General features: G+C 75.9%; 16 protein-coding genes. 15 read left to right on the top strand and 1 reads right to left on the bottom strand.

From position 1 onward, the window contains the following. Positions 1-29 precede the first annotated feature (29 nt). Entirely contained in the window at positions 30-884 is an 855-nt protein-coding gene (locus tag OOK41_RS22860; RefSeq protein WP_266267942.1) for a Replicase polyprotein 1ab, read from the top strand. Further along, entirely contained in the window at positions 881-1,903 is a 1,023-nt protein-coding gene (locus OOK41_RS22855) for an HAD-IIA family hydrolase (protein WP_117672990.1), read from the top strand. The genes OOK41_RS22860 and OOK41_RS22855 overlap by 4 nt, the downstream gene beginning before the upstream one ends. A gap of 86 nt (positions 1,904-1,989) precedes the next feature. Here the strand turns inward: OOK41_RS22855 and OOK41_RS22850 are convergent, their stop codons facing one another. Continuing rightward, positions 1,990-2,328, bottom strand: a complete 339-nt coding sequence (locus OOK41_RS22850; protein WP_117672992.1) for an SCP2 sterol-binding domain-containing protein — start codon at positions 2,326-2,328, stop codon at positions 1,990-1,992. Positions 2,329-2,439: 111 nt separating this feature from the next. Here OOK41_RS22850 and OOK41_RS22845 point away from each other — a divergent pair, with 111 nt between their 5' ends. The 13 genes from OOK41_RS22845 (at position 2,440) to OOK41_RS22785 (ending at position 18,062) form a co-directional block, all read left to right on the top strand. Beyond that, positions 2,440-3,021 (top strand): phasin family protein, encoded by a 582-nt coding sequence (locus tag OOK41_RS22845; protein WP_117672994.1) that lies wholly within the window; start codon positions 2,440-2,442, stop codon positions 3,019-3,021. A 28-nt stretch (positions 3,022-3,049) separates the two neighbouring features. Continuing rightward, complete coding sequence (locus tag OOK41_RS22840; RefSeq protein ID WP_117673032.1) at positions 3,050-3,274, top strand: hypothetical protein; 225 nt, start codon at positions 3,050-3,052, stop codon at positions 3,272-3,274. Positions 3,275-3,293: 19 nt separating this feature from the next. Next, positions 3,294-4,175 (top strand): TlyA family RNA methyltransferase, encoded by an 882-nt coding sequence (locus OOK41_RS22835; protein WP_266266650.1) that lies wholly within the window; start codon positions 3,294-3,296, stop codon positions 4,173-4,175. A 160-nt stretch (positions 4,176-4,335) separates the two neighbouring features. Further along, on the top strand, positions 4,336-5,220 hold the full coding sequence (locus OOK41_RS22830; protein ID WP_117672998.1) for an NAD kinase: 885 nt from the start codon (positions 4,336-4,338) through the stop codon (positions 5,218-5,220). A gap of 150 nt (positions 5,221-5,370) precedes the next feature. Next, positions 5,371-7,128, top strand: a complete 1,758-nt coding sequence (recN, locus tag OOK41_RS22825) for a DNA repair protein RecN (protein WP_266266649.1) — start codon at positions 5,371-5,373, stop codon at positions 7,126-7,128. 120 nt (positions 7,129-7,248) lie between these two features. After that, positions 7,249-8,427 (top strand): putative cytokinetic ring protein SteA, encoded by a 1,179-nt coding sequence (gene steA, locus OOK41_RS22820; RefSeq protein WP_117673002.1) that lies wholly within the window; start codon positions 7,249-7,251, stop codon positions 8,425-8,427. 27 nt (positions 8,428-8,454) lie between these two features. Beyond that, positions 8,455-9,390 carry a copper transporter gene (locus OOK41_RS22815; protein ID WP_117673004.1) on the top strand — a complete coding sequence of 312 codons (936 nt, stop codon included), beginning with the start codon at positions 8,455-8,457 and terminating at the stop codon, positions 9,388-9,390. Between the two features lie 67 nt (positions 9,391-9,457). After that, a complete protein-coding gene (locus OOK41_RS22810) occupies positions 9,458-10,324 on the top strand; it encodes a hypothetical protein (RefSeq protein ID WP_117673006.1) in 867 nt (288 codons plus the stop codon). A 1-nt stretch (position 10,325) separates the two neighbouring features. After that, a complete protein-coding gene (gene murJ, locus OOK41_RS22805) occupies positions 10,326-12,023 on the top strand; it encodes a murein biosynthesis integral membrane protein MurJ (protein WP_266266648.1) in 1,698 nt (565 codons plus the stop codon). A 52-nt stretch (positions 12,024-12,075) separates the two neighbouring features. Further along, positions 12,076-13,242: a glycosyltransferase family 4 protein gene (locus OOK41_RS22800; RefSeq protein WP_266266647.1), complete on the top strand. Its 1,167-nt coding sequence runs from the start codon at positions 12,076-12,078 to the stop codon at positions 13,240-13,242. Then, positions 13,242-15,545 (top strand): hypothetical protein, encoded by a 2,304-nt coding sequence (locus OOK41_RS22795; protein WP_266266646.1) that lies wholly within the window; start codon positions 13,242-13,244, stop codon positions 15,543-15,545. Before OOK41_RS22800 ends, OOK41_RS22795 begins: the two co-directional genes overlap by 1 nt. 151 nt (positions 15,546-15,696) lie before the next feature. Beyond that, a complete protein-coding gene (locus OOK41_RS22790) occupies positions 15,697-17,460 on the top strand; it encodes a CTP synthase (protein ID WP_266266645.1) in 1,764 nt (587 codons plus the stop codon). Then, positions 17,457-18,062, top strand: coding sequence for an NUDIX domain-containing protein (locus tag OOK41_RS22785; RefSeq protein ID WP_266266644.1), 606 nt, complete (start codon positions 17,457-17,459; stop codon positions 18,060-18,062). The genes OOK41_RS22790 and OOK41_RS22785 overlap by 4 nt, the downstream gene beginning before the upstream one ends. Positions 18,063-18,137 lie beyond the last annotated feature (75 nt).

The raw sequence follows: 18,137 nt of genomic DNA, 5'->3' as shown, positions 1-18,137 counted from the left end.
AGGACCCGGCCGAGGCGCTGGCGCACGCGATGGCCGCCCGGCGGCTCGCGTCGCGGATCTCGGCGGTCCGGGAGGCGGTCGGGCTGGCCGCGTACCACGCGGGGGAGTGGCAGACGGCGATCGCCGAGCTGCGCACGTACCACCGGATGACCGGGTTGCAGAGCCACCTGGCGGTGCTCGCCGACTGCGAGCGTGCGCTCGGCCGGCCGGAACGGGCCATCGACCTGTTCCGGGGTGCCGACCAGGAGAAGCTGGACCAGGCCGTCGCGATCGAGCTGCTGATCGTGGCCGCCGGCGCGCGTGGTGACCTCGGCCAGAAGGACGCCGCGGTGGCGATGCTCCAGGTCCGGGAGCTGACGAGCGAGGCGACCGAGCCGTGGACCGGCCGCCTTCGCTACGCGTACGCCGACGCGCTGCTCGCGGTCGGGCGGCGCGAGGAGGCCCGGGAGTGGTTCTCCCGGGCGGCCGACGTCGACACCGACGGCGAGACCGACGCGGCCGAGCGGCTGCTGGAACTCGACGGGGTGCTGATCGAGGGCGACGACGAGGACGACGAGCCGGCCGAGGAGATCGCCGCCGGGCCGGGGAGCCCGGGCGCGGTGCCGGCCGAGCCGGACGCCGACCTCACCGGCGCTGCCGACCGGGACGACGACGAGGACGGCCTCGGTGCCGACGACCTTGACGACGACCCCGACGGGCCGGACGCCGCTGCCGACCGCGAGGACGATGACGAGGACGAGGACGACGACGCCGGGCGACGCACCGACGACCCGGCCAAGGACGAGCTGACCGACGACGAGGCCGACACCGTCGCGCCCCGGACCGGGTCGGCGCGCGGCGAGGAGCCGACCGGCGACCGTGAGCAGGGCGCGGACCAGCGGTGACCACGGACGCAGAGGGTCGGCTGGCCGACGGGTACTCGCTGGTCGTCTTCGACCTGGACGGGGTGATCTACCTGATCGACCGGCCGATCCCCGGCGCGGTCGAGGCGGTGGCTCGGCTGCGTGCTGAGGGCCGGGCGATCGCGTACGCCACGAACAACGCGTCCCGCCGCTCCAGCGACGTCGCCGACCTGCTCACCGGGATGGGCGTGCCCGCCACCCCGGAGGAGGTGCTGACCTCCGCCGCGGCCTCCGCCGAACTGCTGGCGGAGCGGCTGCCCGCCGGCTCGGCGGTCCTGGTGGTGGGCGCGGAGGCGCTGCGCGCCGAGGTCGGCGCGGTCGGGCTGCGCCCGGTCTCCCGGGCCGACGACGCCCCGGCCGCGGTGGTGCAGGGGTACGGCCCGCAGGTCTGCTGGACGGACCTGGCGGAGGCGTCGCTGGCGGTGCGGGCGGGCGCCACCTGGATCGCCACGAACACCGACCGAACCCTGCCCAGCGGGCGGGGCCCGCTGCCGGGCAACGGATCGCTGGTGGCCGTGCTGCGCACCGCGCTGAACCGGGACCCGGACGTGGTGGTGGGCAAGCCCGAGCCGGCGCTGTTCGCCACCGCCGCCCGCCGGGCCGGCGAGGGGTGCACCCTGGTGGTGGGCGACCGGCTGGACACCGACATCGAGGGCGCGCGGCGGGCCGGGCTGGACAGCCTGCTGGTGCTCACCGGTGTCAGCGACGTGGCCGAACTGCTGGCCGCCGCCCCGGCGCGCCGCCCGACGTACGTCTCGGCCGACCTGGCCGGGCTGTTCGACCCGGCGGCGGTGGTCCGGGTGCCCGGCGACCCGGAGACGGGCGGCTGGTCGGCGACCGTGACCGACGACGGCGCGCTGGAGCTGACCGGGTCGGGCCGGGCACTGGACGCCCTGGCCGCGCTCTGCGCCGTCGCGTGGGCCGCGGACGCCGGCCCCACGGTCCGGCCGGGCTCGCCGGAGGCCACCGAGGCGCTGGCGGCCCTCGGCCTGACGGACTGATCCGGACGCCGGCCCCCGCGCGAGCGCGACGGGGGCCGGCGTCCCGGCCGGCGGTGCACGCCGCGCGGGCGCCAACGCCGCGACGGTCAGAGCAGCTTGCGGAGCTTCAGCAGGTCGAACGGGTTCGCCTTGATCGAGACCCGCTTGGACGCCACCGCCCGGGTGACGTCGAGTTCGCCGCGGACGAGGGCGAGCAGGTCGTCGCTGCTGGTGCTCAGCGCGATCTTCGCCTTCGGGTCGTCGCCGTCGGTCAGGTCGAGCAGCCGGCCGTCGGTGAGCCGGCCGTGGAAGGCGGCACCCAGGTCGGTCACCCGGCAGGCCAGGGACCGGTCGAGGTCGATCCGCTCCCGTACGGTCTCGGCGTTGCGGTCCAGCCGGGCGGCCAGATCCTGCAACGCCTGCCGGCACTCGTCCACGCTGGCCACATCGTCTCCTCACGCTCGCCACGCCCGTTTCCCGGCACCGTACCGCAATGGACGTCGCGCGGCGCCCGGTAGCGTGACACCTGGAATCCCACCCCGCGGAAGGACTCAGGCATGCAGGACGCGTGGCGCGCCTACCTCGGACTGGCCATGGGCCTGACGGAGGCGCCCCGGAAGAAGGCCCAGGACGTCGTGCGCCGGCTGGTCGGCTCCGGCGAGGCGACAGCCACCCAGCTCCAGGCCCTGGCCGAGGAACTGGTCTCGACCGGCGTGGCCAACCGGGAGGCGCTGACCAAGCTGGTGCGCTTCGAGGTGGACCGGGCCCTCGGCGCGGTGGGGCTGGCCACCGCCGACGAGGTGGCCGAGCTGACCCGCCGGGTGCGCGAGCTGGAGCGTCAGCTCCGGGAGGCCGCGGCGGGCCCCGTCGGGCCCGCGCTCCCGGCCGGCGCGGCGGAGCCCGCCGCCCCGCCCGCGGCCGGCGCGGCGGAGCCCACGGGCCCCGTCGCCACGGACACGGTGGCGACGCGGGCCATGGCGAAGAAGACGGTGGCCAAGAAGGCCGTCGCGAAGAAGACCATCGCCCGCAAGCCGCCGGCCACGGTGAGCCGCACCGGTGCCGACGCGGGCGGCGGGGAGCCGGCCCGGCCGGTGAAGGCGGTGCCGCCGCGCAAGCAGCAGCCGGGCGGTGCGGCGTGAGCGTACCCGTGACGGGTCGGACCGGGCGGTGAGCACGCCGTTTCGGCCCGCGCCGCCGCCCGGTCCCCGACCTGGCCCGCCGCCGCGCCCGGTCGCCGTCGACGACGACGGGGAGGTCCGGCACCCGGCGGTGGACGCCGCCGTCCAGGCGATGGCGAACGCCGCCGCGCTCTCGCCGGCAGACCAGATCCCGCAGTACGAGGCGGCGTACCAGACGCTGCGCGAGACGCTCGCCACCATCGACCAGTCCTGACCGACCGGAGAACCGTTCCATGGCACGTCGCACCCGGCTCGACGCCGAACTCGTCCGCCGCGGGCTGGCCCGCTCCCGGGAACAGGCCGCCGCGCTCGTGGAGGCCGGGCGGGTCCAGCTCCGCGGCGTGCCGGCCCGCAAGGCCGCCGCGATGGTCGATCCCGCCGACCCGCTGCTGGTCACGGGCGCCGACCCCGGCTCGGAGTACGTCTCCCGGGGCGGGCACAAGCTGGCCGGCGCGCTGGCCGCGTTCGTCCCGGGCGGCCTGGCGGTGGCCGGCCGCCGCTGCCTCGACGCCGGCGCGTCGACCGGCGGCTTCACCGACGTGCTGCTGCGCGCCGACGCGGCCGAGGTGGTCGCCGTGGACGTCGGATACGGCCAGCTCGCCTGGTCGCTGCGCACCGACGAGCGGGTACGCGTCCTCGAACGCACCAACGTTCGCACCCTGACGCAGGAGGTGATCGGCGGAGAGGTCGACCTGACGGTGGCTGACCTGTCGTTCATCTCGCTGCGGCTGGTGCTGCCGGCGCTGGCCGCCTGCACCCGGCCCGACGGTGACCTGGCGCTGATGGTCAAGCCGCAGTTCGAGGTCGGCAGGGAACGGGTCGGGGCCGGCGGGGTGGTCCGCGACGAGGCGTTACGTGCCGAGGCCGTCCTCGACGTGGCGGCGGCGGCGGCCACGCTCAGCCTGGGGCTGGCGGGCGTGACCGCGAGTCCCCTGCCGGGGCCGAGCGGCAACGTCGAGTTCTTCGTATGGTTACGCCGGGGCGCGCCGGCGGCCGACCCGCGGCGGGTGCGGGCCGTCGTGGCGGCCGGCCCGCAGGGCCCGCCCCCGTCGGGCGCCACGCCGGACGCGACCCCGCAGGAGCCGGAAACGGCCCCGGAGGAGGTGGCAGGGTGAGCGTGAGGAGTGAGCTTGCGAGCCCCGCAGCCGCGAGCGGGGATGGCAGGGTGAGCGTGAGGAGTGAGCTTGCGAGCCCCGCAGCCGCGAGCGGGGATGGCAGGGTGAGCGTGAGGAGTGAGCTTGCGAGCCCCGCGGTCGCGGGCGGAGGGTGGATTCGGTGAGTCGTACCGCGCTGCTCGTGACGCACACGGGTCGGCGCCGCAGCACCGAGCACGCCAGGGCGGTCGCGGCGGACCTGATCGCCGCGGGCTTCGAGGTGCGGGTGGTGGCCGAGGAGGCCGAGGACCTGGACCTGCCCGGCGTGGTGCCGGTGACCGGCCCGGAGGCCGCGCAGGGTGCGGAGATCGTCTTCGCCCTCGGCGGGGACGGCACGTTCCTGCGCGCGGCCGAACTGGCCCGCCCGACGAGGGTGCCACTGCTCGGCATCAACCTCGGCAAGGTCGGTTTCCTCGCCGAGGCGGAGATCGACGACCTCGACGTGGCGGTGCGCGACGTGGTCGAGCGGAACTATACGGTGGACGAACGGCTCACCCTCGACGTGACCGCGGAGTTCGACGGCGGTCCGACGATCGAGTCCTGGGCGCTCAACGAGATCAGCGTCGAGAAGGGCGAGCGGGCCCAGATGCTGGAGCTGCTCGTCGACGTGGACGGCCGGCCGCTGTCCCGGTACGGCTGTGACGGCGTGGTGTGCGCCACGCCGACCGGCTCCACCGCGTACGCGTTCTCCGGCGGCGGGCCGGTGGTCTGGCCCGAGGTGGAGGCGCTGCTGCTGGTGCCGATCAGCGCGCACGCGCTGTTCAGCCGGCCCCTGGTCACGGCGCCCACGTCGACGTTCTCGATCACGGTGGACCCGTTCACCACCCTGGCCGTGCTCTGCTGCGACGGCCGGCGCGTGTACGACCTGCCGCCGGGCGCCCGGGTCACGGTGCGTCGCGGCGCGTTGCCGGTGCGTGTGGTGCGACTGCGGGCCCGGTCGTTCACCGACCGGCTGGTGGCGAAGTTCGGGCTGCCGGTGCACGGCTGGCGGGGCAACCGAAGGTGAGCGAGGTCTCCCCGGTGGCCCGCCTGCGGTGACCAGCGGGTCGGACGGGCTGGCCGGCGGTGGGCCGGGCGGGCGGTCGCCCGGGTCGACGCCGCGTTCCGGCCGCGCCGGCTGGTCAACTGTCGGGGACCGCGTCTACTGTCGGGTGCTGTGCTGGAAGAGCTGCGCATCACCGGACTGGGCGTCATCGAGGACACCACGCTGCCGTTGACCGGCGGGATGAACGTCATCACCGGCGAGACCGGTGCCGGCAAGACGATGGTGGTGACCGGCCTCGGCCTGCTCTTCGGTGGCCGGGCCGACGCCGGCCGGGTGCGCGCCCAGCCGGGTCGCGCCTTGGTCGAGGGGCGGCTGCGCCTCGCCGGCCGGATCGCGGCGGCCGTACACGCCCGGGTCACCGACGCCGGCGGCGAGCCCGACGACGACGGCGCGCTGCTGCTGAGCCGGACGGTCACCGTGGAGGGGCGTTCCCGGGCCCACCTGGGCGGGCGCAGCATGCCGGTGGCGATGCTCGGCGAGGTCGGCGAGCAGGTGGTGGCGGTGCACGGCCAGTCCGACCAGCTACGCCTGCTGCGGCCGGCCGAGCAGCGGGCCGCGCTGGACCGGTTCGCCGGGCCGGAGCACGAGAAGCTGCTCGACGCGCTGCGCGAGGCGTACACCCGGTGGCGGACGGTGGTCGACGACCTGGCCGACCGGCGGCGCAACGCCCGGGCCCGCAGTCAGGAGGCCGACCTGCTCCGGCTGGGGCTGGACGAGATCAGCCGGGTCGACCCGCAGCCGGGCGAGGACGACGAGCTGCGGGCGGAGGCGCAGCGCCTGGAGCACGCCGAGGGGCTGCGCACGGCGGCGCAGACGGCGCACCAGTGCGTGGCCGGCGGCGCGGAGCCGACCGACGAGACGCCGGACGCCACGGCGCTGCTCGGGCTGGCCCGGCGCACGCTGGAGGCGCAGGCCGGCACCGACGCGGCCCTGGGCGACCTGGCGGTTCGGTTGGAGGAGGCGGCGACCCTGGTCGCCGACGTCTCCGCCGAGCTGTCGACGTACCTGGCCGCGCTGGACGCCGACCCGGCGCGGTTGCAGACCATCTACGAGCGGCGGGCGGCGTTGCGGGGGCTGACCCGCAAGTACGCCGACGACGTCGACGGGGTGGTCGCCTGGGCGGAGCGGGCCCGCACCCGGCTGTCCGACCTGGACATTTCCGACGAGTTCCTCGACGAGCTGGACCGGGAGGCGTCCCGGCTGGCCGGTGAGGTGACCGAGCTGGCCGGGCGGGTGTCGACGTCCCGACAGGAGGCGGCTGCCCGGTTCGCCGAACAGGTCACCGTGGAGCTGGCCGGGCTGGCCATGCCGCACGCCCGGATCGAGGTGGCGGTGCTGCCCCGGCCGGTGGGGAAGTCGGAGCCGAGCCTGCCGGTCAACGGCGTCGAGGTCGGCGTGGGCCCGGACGGCGGCGACGAGGTGGAGCTGCGGCTGTTGGCCCATCCCGGGGCACCGTCGCTGCCGTTGCAGCGCGGCGCGTCCGGCGGTGAGCTGTCCCGGGTGATGCTCGCCATCGAGGTGGTTTTCGCCGGTTCCGGCGGCCCGCCCACCCTGGTCTTCGACGAGGTCGACGCGGGCGTCGGCGGCCAGGCGGCGGTGGAGATCGGCCGTCGGCTGGCCCGGCTGGCCCGTAGCCACCAGGTGTTGGTGGTCACCCACCTGCCGCAGGTGGCCGCGTTCGCCGACCGGCACCTGGTGGTGGCGAAGGACATCGGGGGCGCGGTGACCACCAGCGGGGTGCGGGTGGTGGAGGACACCGCGCGGGCCCGCGAGCTGGCCCGGATGCTGGCGGGTTTGCCGGACTCGGATCTGGGTATCGCCCACGCGGAGGAGCTGTTGGCCGTCGCGGCTCGGGAAAGGCGGCCCTGACCGCGGCCGATTGTGAGCGCAGGCACACCAGTGTGCGCTGCGGTGTGCTTCCCTGGGTAGGCGGCCCTGCCCAGGCATGTCGCGACAGAAAAGCCTGCCTCACATGCCAGGATGGTCACGATGCGTCTACCCACGTTGCGCCGGAACCGGAACGCGGAACCGGACACAGTCCTCGGCACCGCGCGCCTTGATCGCCGGACGAAGCGCCTGGTCGGCCGGCTGCGCCCGGGCGACATCGCGATCATCGACCACGTCGACCTGGACCGGGTGGCGGCCGACTCGCTGGTCGCCGTCGGGGTCGCCGCGGTGCTCAACGCCAAGCCGTCGGTCTCCGGCCGGTACCCGAACCTCGGCCCCGAGGTGCTGGTCGCTGGCGGCATCCCGCTCCTGGACGACCTCGGTGAGGGGATTTTCGAGCAGGTCCGGGAGGGCGACACCGTCCGGATCGAGGGCAACACCGTGTACGTCGGCGGCGCGCCGGTCGCGCACGGTGCCCTCCAGGACGCCGAGACGGTGGCCAAGGCGATGGCCGACGCCCGGGAGGGGCTGTCGGTGCAGTTGGAGGCGTTCGCCGCCAACACCATGGACTACCTCCGGCAGGAACGCGACCTGCTCCTCGACGGTGTCGGCGTGCCGGACATCCAGACCCAGGTCCGGGGCCGGCACTGCCTGATCGTGGTGCGCGGCTACGACTACAAGGCCGACCTGGACGTGCTGCGCCCGTACATCCGGGAGTTCAAGCCGGTGCTGATCGGCGTGGACGGCGGGGCGGACGCGCTGGTCGAGGCGGGCTACACCCCCGACATGATCATCGGGGACATGGACTCGGTCACCGACGACGTGCTGCGCTGCGGCGCCGAGGTGATCGTGCACGCGTACCCGGACGGGCGGGCGCCGGGGCTGCCCCGGGTCAACGGGCTGGGCGTCCCGGCGATCACCTTCCCGGCGGCGGCGACCAGCGAGGACCTGGCGATGTTGCTGGCCGACGAGAAGGGCGCCTCGCTGCTGGTGGCGGTCGGCACCCACGCCACCCTGGTCGAGTTCCTCGACAAGGGCCGGGGCGGGATGGCCTCGACGTTCCTCACCCGGCTCAAGGTCGGCGGGAAGCTGGTGGACGCCAAGGGCGTCAGCCGGCTCTACCGGCAGAGCATCTCCGGCTCCTCCCTGCTGTTGCTGGTGCTCGCGGCGGTGGCGGCGATGGCCTCCGCCGTGGCGGTCTCCACCGTCGGCAAGGCGTACCTGGGCGTGGTCAGCGAATGGTGGAACAATTTCGTGTTCCAGCTCGGCCAGTTCTTCTAGCTCCCGACCGATCAAGAGGCTGCAAGCGTGATCAATTTCCGCTACCACGTGGTGTCCCTGACCGCGGTCTTCCTGGCCCTGGCCATCGGCCTGGTGGTCGGTACGGCCGCACTCAACGGCCCGGTGGCCGACTCGCTCAAGGAGCGGGTGAACGGGCTGAGCAAGGACAACCAGCTGATGCGCCAAAAGGTCAACGACATGCAGAAGGAACTGGAGATGGAGGAGCAGTTCGCCGCCGAGATCGCGCAGGTGGTGCTGCCGAGCAAGCTCACCGGCCGCCGGGTGGTGCTGGTCACCCTGCCGAACAAGCGGGAGCACACCGAGGGCGTGCTGAAGATGCTCCAGACCGCCGGGGCGACCCTCACCGGCCGGGTCGACCTCCAGGACAAGTTCATCAACCCGGACAACAACAGCAACCTGATGGAGTTGGCCGTCACCGCCGCCCGGCCCAGCGCCCCCGCCTCCGGCCTGCCCGGCAACGGCCACGGCGTGGAGACCTCCAGCGCCCTGCTGGCCAGCGTCCTGCTGGACCGGGCCGGCGGCACCCCCGTCACCGAGGCCGACCGCAAGGCGGTGCTGGCGTCGTACACCAACGCCGGGTACCTGACGACCGACGCGAAGGTGACCGGGCCCGCCGAGGCCGTGGTGCTGGTCAGCGGGCAGCCGTACGTGGACAAGGACTCGGTGAAGAAGGACGAGTCGGTGGTCAAGGTCGCCGAGCAGTTCGACCGGGCCGGCGCGATCGTGGTGGCCGGCACCGGTTCGGCCGGCGGGAACGTGGTGGCGGTGGTCCGGGGCGACCCGGTGCTGTCGCAGACCATCTCCACCGTCGACGACGCCAACACCACGCAGGGTCAGCTCGCCACCAGCCTGGCGCTGGTGCAGCAGGTCGTCGAGAAGAAGGCCGGCCAGTACGGCGTGGGCGACAACGCGGCCGCGCTGGTGCCTAGAATGCCCCAGTGAGCGAACGACGTACCCGGCTGTCCGATCCCGCCCGCGGCGACCGCGGCGTCCTGAACGGGGTGACCGCGTGAGCCTGCTGGGCCGCCTGCTGATCGCCGGGGCCGGCGCCGCCGCCGCCCGGTACGCGCTGCGCGAGGTGCGCACCTCGCCGGTCGCCCCGGCCCTGGAACGCACCAACTTCCGGGGCCGCACCCTCACCCTGGCCGCCGGCCCGGCGCTCGCCGCCGGTGCCGCGGCGGCCGGCGCGTTCGGCGCGCCCAGCGGGCCCGCCGGAGCCGCCGCGTTGGTGGCCGGCGTGGGCGGGGGAGCGGTCGGCGTCTACGACGACGTGGTCGGCGCCCGGCCGGAGCAGCGGGCCGCCAAGGGCTTCGCCGGGCACCTCGCCGCGCTGCGGGAGGGGCGGGTCACCGCCGGCCTCGTCAAGATCGTCGGAGTGGGCGCGGCCGGGCTCGGCGCCGCCGCGCTGCTCGCCGCCGACTCCACCGTCGCCGCCCATCCCCGCCGGCAGCGCCACGGCGCGGTCGGCCGCACCGTCGACGTGCTGCTCGGCGCCGGGGTGATCGCCGGCACCGCCAACCTGCTCAACCTGCTCGACCTGCGGCCGGGCCGGGCACTCAAGTCCGGCCTGCTGCTCGGCGCGCCGCTGGCCGGGGGCCCGCACGGCGGGATCGCCGCCGGTGCGGTGGGCGCCGCCGCCGGCCTGCTCGGCGAGGACCTCGACGAACAGGTGATGGTCGGCGACGGCGGGGCCAACGCGCTCGGCGCGGTGCTCGGGGTGGCCCTCGCGGCCCGCACCGGGCCGCTCGGCCGGGCCGCCGTGCTCGCCGTGCTCGCCGGGCTCACCGCGGCCAGCGAGAAGGTCAGCTTCACCCAGGTCATCCAGGCCACCCCGGGCCTGCGCGAGCTGGACGCACTGGGCCGGCGCACCGACTGACGTGAAGACCCCGGCACCCCTCGCCGGCGCCGGCCGGGTGGCCGGAGCGGCCGCGCTGATCGCCGTACTCACCGTGGTCAGCCGGCTCGCCGGCTTCGGCCGCACCCTGGTGTTCACCTGGACGCTGGACTTCGGCGACCTCGGTGACATGTACGTCGTCGCCAACACCGTGCCCAACATCATCTTCGAGATCGTGGCCGGCGGGGCGCTGGCGAGCCTGGTCGTACCGCTGCTGGCCGGCCCGGTCGCGGCGGGGGACCGGCGGACGGTGGCCGCGACCACCGGGGCGCTGCTGACCTGGACGGTGACGCTGCTGGTGCCGCTGGCCGTGGCGGTCGCGCTGCTGGCCGGGCCGATCGTCGAGGCGTTCAGCTCCGGGCGCAGCCCGGCGGAGCTGGCCGCCGGCGCCCGGATGCTGCGGGTCTTCGCCCCCCAGTTGCCGCTCTACGGCATCGGCATCGTGCTCACCGGGGTGCTCCAGGCGCACCGCCGCTTCGCCTGGCCGGTCATCGCCCCGCTGCTGTCCAGCCTCACCGTGATCGCGGTGTACCTGGCCTTCGGCGCGGCCGAGGGGCGCCGAGCCACGGTCGCCGGAGTGAGCCGGGGTGGCGAACTGGTGCTCTCCGGCGGCACCACCCTCGGGGTGGTGGTGCTGTCGCTGTCGCTGCTGATCCCGCTGCGCCGGCTGGGCCTGCGGCCGCGCCCCGGGTACGCCTTCGGCGCCGACGCCCGGGCCCGCGTCGGCGGGCTGGCGATGGCCGGTGTGATCACCGTCGCCGCCCAGCAAATCGCCCTCGCGGTGCTCATCAGGAGCACCTCCGGCGGACCCACCGGCTCCCTCCAGGTGCTCAATCTGGCCCAGACGATGTACCTGCTGCCCTGGGCGGTGCTGGCCGTGCCCCTCGCGGTCGCCGCGTACCCGACCCTGGCGGCGGCGTCCGCGGCCGGCGACGAGGAGACGTACCGGGGCACCCTCGCCTCGACCACCCGCGGGGTGTTCCTGTTCAGCTGCCTCGGCGCGGCGGCGCTGGCCGGCACCGCCGCGCCGGTCGCCGCGTTCTTTCGCCCGGACGACCCTGCCCCGGTCGCCGCCGGGATCGCCGGCTTCGCCCCCGGGCTGCTCGGCTACGGGCTGTTCGCGGTGCTCTCCCGGGCCCTGTACGCCCGGGGCGACACCCGGCCGGCCACCGCCGCGATCACCGTCGGCTGGCTCGCCGTGCCGCTGGCCGTCGCCCCGCTGGCGGCGCTGCTGCCCCGCGCCGACCGGGTGCTCGCGGTGACCCTGGCCAACTCGGCCGGGATGCTGCTGCTCGGCGCCCTGCTGCTGGTCGCGGTGCGCCGCACGGCCGGGCCTGCCACGCTGGCCGGCGGGGCCCGCGCCGGGGTGGCCGGGCTGCTCGGCGGGGCGCTCGGCGCGCTCGCCGGGGCGGGCGTCGCCCGGGCGCTGGCCGGGGCCGGCGACGGCACCCCGACGGCACCGGCGGCACTCGTGCAGGGCATGCTGTCCGCAGCCGTGGTCGGCGTCGCGTTCCTCTCCGTCGTGTATTTGACCGACCGGCGGGACGTCCGGCCGCTGCTGGCCGCCGTGCGCCGCCGGCTGGGCGGGGCGGGCCGGGGAGCCGGGCGGGCCGACGGGCCTCGGCAGGAGGGCGTGGTCCCCCCGGAACGGGGCGACGGAAAGGAGACGGTGTCCGGGTGAGCGCGACGACGTGCGGCGGGCCGACGGCGGTGGCGGGCCGGGGGTGGTCGCGGTGACGGACGCGACGCCGAACGTCCGCCGAAACGGCACCGTGGCACTGCTGCTCGCCTCCAGCACCGGCGGCGTCGGTCAGCACGTCCGCTCCGTCGCCCGGGGGCTCGCCGAGGCGGGCACCCCGGTGCTGGTCTGCGGTCCGGCCGCCACCGAGGAACAGTTCGACTTCACTGGCGTGGGTGCCCGGTTCCGGCCGGTGGAGATCCCGGCCAGCCCCACCCCCGCCGACGCCCGGGCGGTCGTCGCGCTGCGCCGCGCGCTGGCCGCCGAGCCCGTCGCCGTGCTGCACGCGCACGGGCTGCGCGCCGGGCTGGTCGCCGTCCTCTCCCGGCCGGCGGCCCCACTGGTGGTCACCTGGCACAACGCGGTCCTCGCCCGGGGGTTGCGCGGCGGCCTGTCCCGCCTCGCCGAGCGGATCGTCGCCCGGGGCGCCCGGGTCGCGCTCGGCGCCTCGACCGACCTGGTCGAGCGGGCCGCCGCGCTCGGCGCCACCGACGCCCGGCTCGCCCCGGTCGCCGCGCCGGCACTGCCCGCGCCGCGCCGCCGCCGGGCCGCCGTCCGCGCCGAGTTCGGGGTGGCCGCCGACCAGCCGCTGATCGTCTCGGTCGGCCGGCTGCACCCGCAGAAGCGGTACGACGTGCTCATCGACGCCGCCGCCCGGTGGCGCAACCGGACCCCGCCGCCGGTCGTGGTGATCGCCGGCAGCGGGCCGGCGTACCTGCCGCTGGCCGCCCGGGTCTCCGCAGCCCGCGCCCCGGTCACCCTGCTCGGGCACCGCACCGACGTGGCCGACCTGCTGGCCGGCGCCGACCTGGCCGTGGTGACCAGCGACTGGGAGGCCCGCCAACTCTTCGCCCAGGAGGCGCTGCATGCCGGCGTGCCGCTGGTGGCGACCGCCGTCGGCGGCCTGCCGGAGCTGGTCGGCGACGCGGCCGTGCTGGTGCCCCCCGGCGACGTGGACGCGGTCGACGCCGCGGTGCGGGAACTGCTCGACGACGACGCCCGCCGGGCCGGGCTGGGCCGGGCCGGGGCACAGCGGGCCCGGACCTGGCCCACCGAGGCGGACACGGTCGCGGAGCTGGCCGCGCTCTACGCGGAGTTGGCCCCCGACGCCCCCGCTCCGGGTACCCCCGACGCCGACGCCCCGTCGACGGGACATCGGTGATGCTGCGCAGAGTCACGCCGGTCCTGCTGACCCTGCTGGTCGTGGTTCTCGGCGTCGCCGCCCTCGCCGCGCGGCCGGCCGGCGAGGCACCCCGGCGCACCGCCGACTTCGTGGTCCTCGCCGGGGTGGCGGGCCTGCGCTGGGACGACGTGGACCCGCAGACCACCCCGACGCTGTGGCGGATGGCGCAGGAGGGCTCGATCGGCTCCCTGTCGGTGCGCTCCGCGCACCGGCCCACCTGCCCCGTCGACGGCTGGCTGACCCTCGGCGCCGGCAACTTCGCCGCCTGGAACGGCAGCCGCGGCACGGGCGCCTGCCCGCCCGTCGGGGTGACCGTGGAGCAGCCCGACGGCATCGGCGCGAACCTGCCCGACCAGGAGGGCGTCGTGCAGCACAACCAGCGGCGCCTGTCCTGGGGCGCGGTGCCCGGCTCGCTGTCGGAGTCGGTGCGCTGCTCGGTCGCGGTCGGCCCCGGGGCGGCGGTGGCCGCTGCCCGCCCGTTCGGTCGGGTCGACCGGTACGCCGCGGTGCTGCCGGACGACCCGGCCCCACTGCTCGGCTCCTGCGTGCTGAGCATCGTCGACCTCGGCACCGTCTCCGGCGAGGACCCGGCGGCGCGGGCCGCGCAGGCCCGCCGGGCCGACGCCGACCTGGCCCGGGTGCTCGCCGCCCGGCCCCCACGGTCCCTGGTGCTGGTCGCCGGGGTCTCCGACACCGACCTGCCGTCGCGGCTGCACGTCGCCGTCGCCGACGGCCCCGGCTGGGAGCGGGGCTGGCTCACCTCGCCGACCACCGGCCGGGAGGGCTACCTGCAACTGGTCGACCTGGCACCGACCGCCCTCGCCGCGCTCGGCCGCCCGATGCCGGAGCGGCTGTTCCTCGGCCGGCCCGCGGTCTCCGTCGACGGCCGGCCGGGAGACCTGCCGTCCGCGCTCGCCGCGCCGGCCGACGCGGACCGGGAGTCCGCCGCCCAGCAACGGGTCGCCGGCTGGTTCTTCGCCCTGCTCGCCGGGGCGCAGGTGCTGCTCGCCCTCGTGGTGCTGCCGCTGCTGCGCCGCGCCCGCCGGCACGCCGGGCCGGTGGGCCCCGCCCCGGTGCCCCGGCGGGTGGTGGCGGCCGTGGAACTGCTGCTCGTCGCCGCCGCCCTGGCCGTGCCGGCGGCCCTGCTCGCCGACGTCGTGCCGTGGTGGCGCGGCGAGCACGCGGGCTGGTGGTTCGCCACCGTGACGGCGCTGCTGGTGGTCGGGGGGACCGCCGCCGTCCGGTTCGCCCCCGGGCACGCCTCGACGCTCGGCCCGCTCGGCGCGGTCGCCGGCCTGGCCGCCCTCGTCGTCGCCGCCGACGTGCTCACCGGGGCCCGGTTGCAGCTCAACGGGGTGGTCGGCTACTCGGCCCTGCAGGGCGGCCGGTTCGCCGGCCTGGGCACCATCGGGCTCGGCGTGTTCATCGCCGGGTCCCTGCTCTGTGCCGGCTGGCTGGCCCAGCGGGTCCGTCGCCAGTGGCGGCCCATGGTGGTGGTCGCCGTCGGCGGGCTCGCCGTGGTGGTGGTCGGCAGCCCGTACCTGGGGGCGGACTCGATCGGCGCGATCGCGCTGACCGCCGGGGTGAGCGTGGCCGCGGCGATCAGCACCGGCGGCTGGCTGACGGTCAGCCGGCTGGCCTGGGCCACCATGGCCGGGCTGGCCCTCACCATCGGCTACGCGGTGATCGACCTGCGTCGGCCGGCCACCGAGCGGGGCAGCCTCGGCCGGTTCCTGGCCGCGCTCGGCGACGGCACCGGCGGGCTGACCGTGCACCGCTCCAGCAGCGCCAACTTCGAGACGCTGGTGAACAGCCCGCTGACCGTGCTGGCCCTGGCCGGCGCCCTGCTGGTCTGGTTCGCGCTGCTCCAGCCGTGGGGCGGCCTGATGCGGCTGTTCGGCATCTACCCGGCGATGCGGGCCGCGATGGCCGGTACGGCGGTGGCCGCCGGCATCGGCGGGGCGCTCAGCGGTTCCGCGCTCGACGTCGCCGGGGCCGCCGGAGCGCTGGTGGTGCCGATGGCGGCCCTCGCGGCGCTGCGGGTGCTCGACCACTCCACCGACCGGACCCAGCCGGTCGACGGCGGCCCGGCCAACGGCCGCCCCGCCGGGTCCGGGCGCGCCCCGGACCGGGGCGACCTGGACGCGGCGGCGGGCCGGAACGGCGACCCGGCGGCAAAGCGCCCGGCGGACGCCCCGGCCGGCGACGACGGCGACGGGGACCCGGCCCGACGCGCGCCGGGCCGGGATGCCCGCGCATCGACCGAGGTCACGACGGCCTGACCCCCCGGCGCTGCTCCGCCGGGGGACCTCGGGTGCGGCCTGCGGGCCCGGCCCGGGGAGGTGTTACCGTGGAATCCCGTGGATCGCGTGATCACTTTGCTGATCGGCACGGCGGTCTGCACGACCGCGACGGACGACACGGGAGCAGGCCTTGGCCCCTTCAGCACGGACGACCAGGCACATTTTCGTCACCGGGGGAGTCGCCTCCTCGCTGGGTAAGGGCCTCACCGCCTCCAGCCTCGGCAGTCTGCTGAGCGCGCGCGGGCTGCGCGTGGTGATGCAGAAGCTCGACCCCTACCTCAACGTCGACCCGGGGACGATGAACCCCTTCCAGCACGGCGAGGTGTTCGTCACCGAGGACGGCGCCGAGACCGACCTGGACGTCGGGCACTACGAGCGTTTCCTGGACCGGAACCTGTCCGGCAAGGCGAACGTCACCACCGGCCAGATCTACTCCGAGGTGATCGCCAAGGAGCGCCGCGGCGAGTACCTGGGCGACACCGTCCAGGTCATTCCGCACATCACCAACGAGATCAAGGCGCGGATCCTCGGCATGGCCGACCCGGACGGCGACGGCCAGGTGCCGGACGTGGTGATCACCGAGGTCGGCGGAACCGTGGGCGACATCGAGTCGCTGCCGTTCCTCGAGGCGATCCGGCAGGTCCGCCACGACCTGGGCCGGGACAACTGCTTCTACCTGCACGTCTCCCTCGTGCCGTACCTGGCCCCGTCGGGGGAGCTGAAGACCAAGCCCACCCAGCACTCGGTGGCCCAGCTGCGCAGCATCGGCATCCAGCCGGACGCGCTGGTGCTGCGCTGCGACCGGGAGATCCCGGACAAGGTGAAGCAGAAGCTGTCGCTGTACTGCGACGTCGACCGGGAGGCCGTCACCGCCGCCCCGGACGCGCCGAGCATCTACGACATCCCCAAGGTGCTGCACCGGGAGGGCCTGGACGCGTACGTGGTGCGCCGGCTCGGCCTGTCCTTCCGCGACGTGGACTGGGCGAGCTGGGACGACCTGCTGGACCGGGTGCACCAGCCGCACCACACGGTGACGGTGGCGGTGGTCGGCAAGTACGTCGACCTGCCCGACGCGTACCTGTCGGTCAGCGAGGCGATCCGGGCGGCCGGGTTCGGCCACCGGGCCCGGGTGCAGTTGCGCTGGGTGCCCAGCGACGACTGCGTCACCCCGGCCGGCGCGGCGGCGGCCCTGGCCGGCGTGGACGGCATCGTCATCCCCGGCGGCTTCGGCGTGCGCGGCATCGAGGGCAAGATCGGCACCGCACGGTACGCCCGGGAGAACGGCGTGCCCCTGCTCGGCCTCTGCCTCGGCCTGCAGTGCATGACCATCGAGGTGGCCCGCCACCTCGCCGGCCTGGACGGGGCGAACTCGCTGGAGTTCGACGAGGAGGCCGCGCACCCGGTCATCGCCACCATGGCCGACCAGGAGGACATCGTCGCCGGCCGGGGCGACCTGGGCGGCACCATGCGGCTCGGGGCGTACCCGGCGCGGCTCGCCGAGGGGTCGCTGGTCGCCGAGGCGTACGGCAGCACCGAGGTCAGCGAGCGGCACCGGCACCGGTACGAGGTGAACAACGCCTACCGCGACCAGCTCACCAAGGCCGGGCTGGCCGTCTCCGGAACCTCCCCGGACGGCCGGCTGGTCGAGTTCGTGGAGCTGGACCGCGCCCTGCACCCGTTCTTCGTGGCCACCCAGGCGCACCCCGAGCTGAAGAGCCGGCCGACGCGACCGCACCCGCTGTTCGCGGCGTTCGTGAAGGCCGCCGTGGCGTACTCCGAGGCCGACCAACTCCCGGTCGACCTGGACGCCGCCCCGGCGGCGGGGAAGGCGGCCCGCCGGGCCGACCGCAACGGCGGCGCGGCCGTCGAGAAGAAGCCGGCGTCGGCGTCGTGAGCGCCGTGGAGCACCGCTACGAGGTGACCGGGCGGCACCAGGTCTGGGCCGGGCGGATCTTCTCCGTGGTCACCGACGAGGTCACCATGCCCGGCGGCGGCACCTCCGCCCGCGACTACGTCAGGCACGTCGGCGCGGTGGCCGTCGTGGCGGTGGACGACGCCGGCCAGGTGGTGCTGATCCGGCAGTACCGGCACCCCGTCGGCCGGCACCTGTGGGAGCTGCCGGCTGGCCTGATGGACGTCTCCGGGGAGGACCTGGCCGCCGCGGCGGCCCGCGAGCTGGCCGAGGAGGCCGACCTCACCGCCGGCACCGTCGACGTGCTGGTCGACCTGCACAGCTCGCCCGGCTTCACCGACGAGGTGGTCCGGGTCTTCCTGGCCCGGGACCTGGCCGACGTGCCCGCCGAGCGCCGCCACCAGCGCAGCGAGGAGGAGGCCGACCTCCAGGTGGTCCGGATCGACCTGGACGAGGCGGTGCGGATGGTGCTGGCCGGCGAGATCACCAACGCCTCCGCCGTGGCCGGGCTGCTCGCCGCCGCCCGCGCCCGGGACACCGGCTGGTCGGTGCCGCGCCGCCCGGACGCGCCGCTGCCGCGCTGAGCGGCCGGGCCGGTGACCGGGACCGGCCGGCGGGTACGACGACGAGGGGGGCCGTGCGGCGCGAACCGCACGGCC

It is taken from the genome of Micromonospora sp. NBC_01655 (genome assembly GCF_026339755.1).
Taxonomy (GTDB): domain Bacteria; phylum Actinomycetota; class Actinomycetes; order Mycobacteriales; family Micromonosporaceae; genus Micromonospora.
This window is presented reverse-complemented; position numbering and strand designations above follow the sequence as displayed.

Bases quoted from the DNA above. Each gene is read 5' to 3' on its own strand.
- OOK41_RS22835 (WP_266266650.1), top strand. From the start codon at position 3,294: ATGGCACGTCGCACCCGGCTCGACGCCGAACTCGTCCGCCGCGGGCTG.
- OOK41_RS22845 (WP_117672994.1), top strand. From the start codon at position 2,440: ATGCAGGACGCGTGGCGCGCCTACCTCGGACTGGCCATGGGCCTGACG.
- OOK41_RS22860 (WP_266267942.1), top strand. From the start codon at position 30: ATGGCCGCCCGGCGGCTCGCGTCGCGGATCTCGGCGGTCCGGGAGGCG.
- OOK41_RS22795 (WP_266266646.1), top strand. From the start codon at position 13,242: ATGCTGCGCAGAGTCACGCCGGTCCTGCTGACCCTGCTGGTCGTGGTT.
- steA (WP_117673002.1), top strand. From the start codon at position 7,249: ATGCGTCTACCCACGTTGCGCCGGAACCGGAACGCGGAACCGGACACA.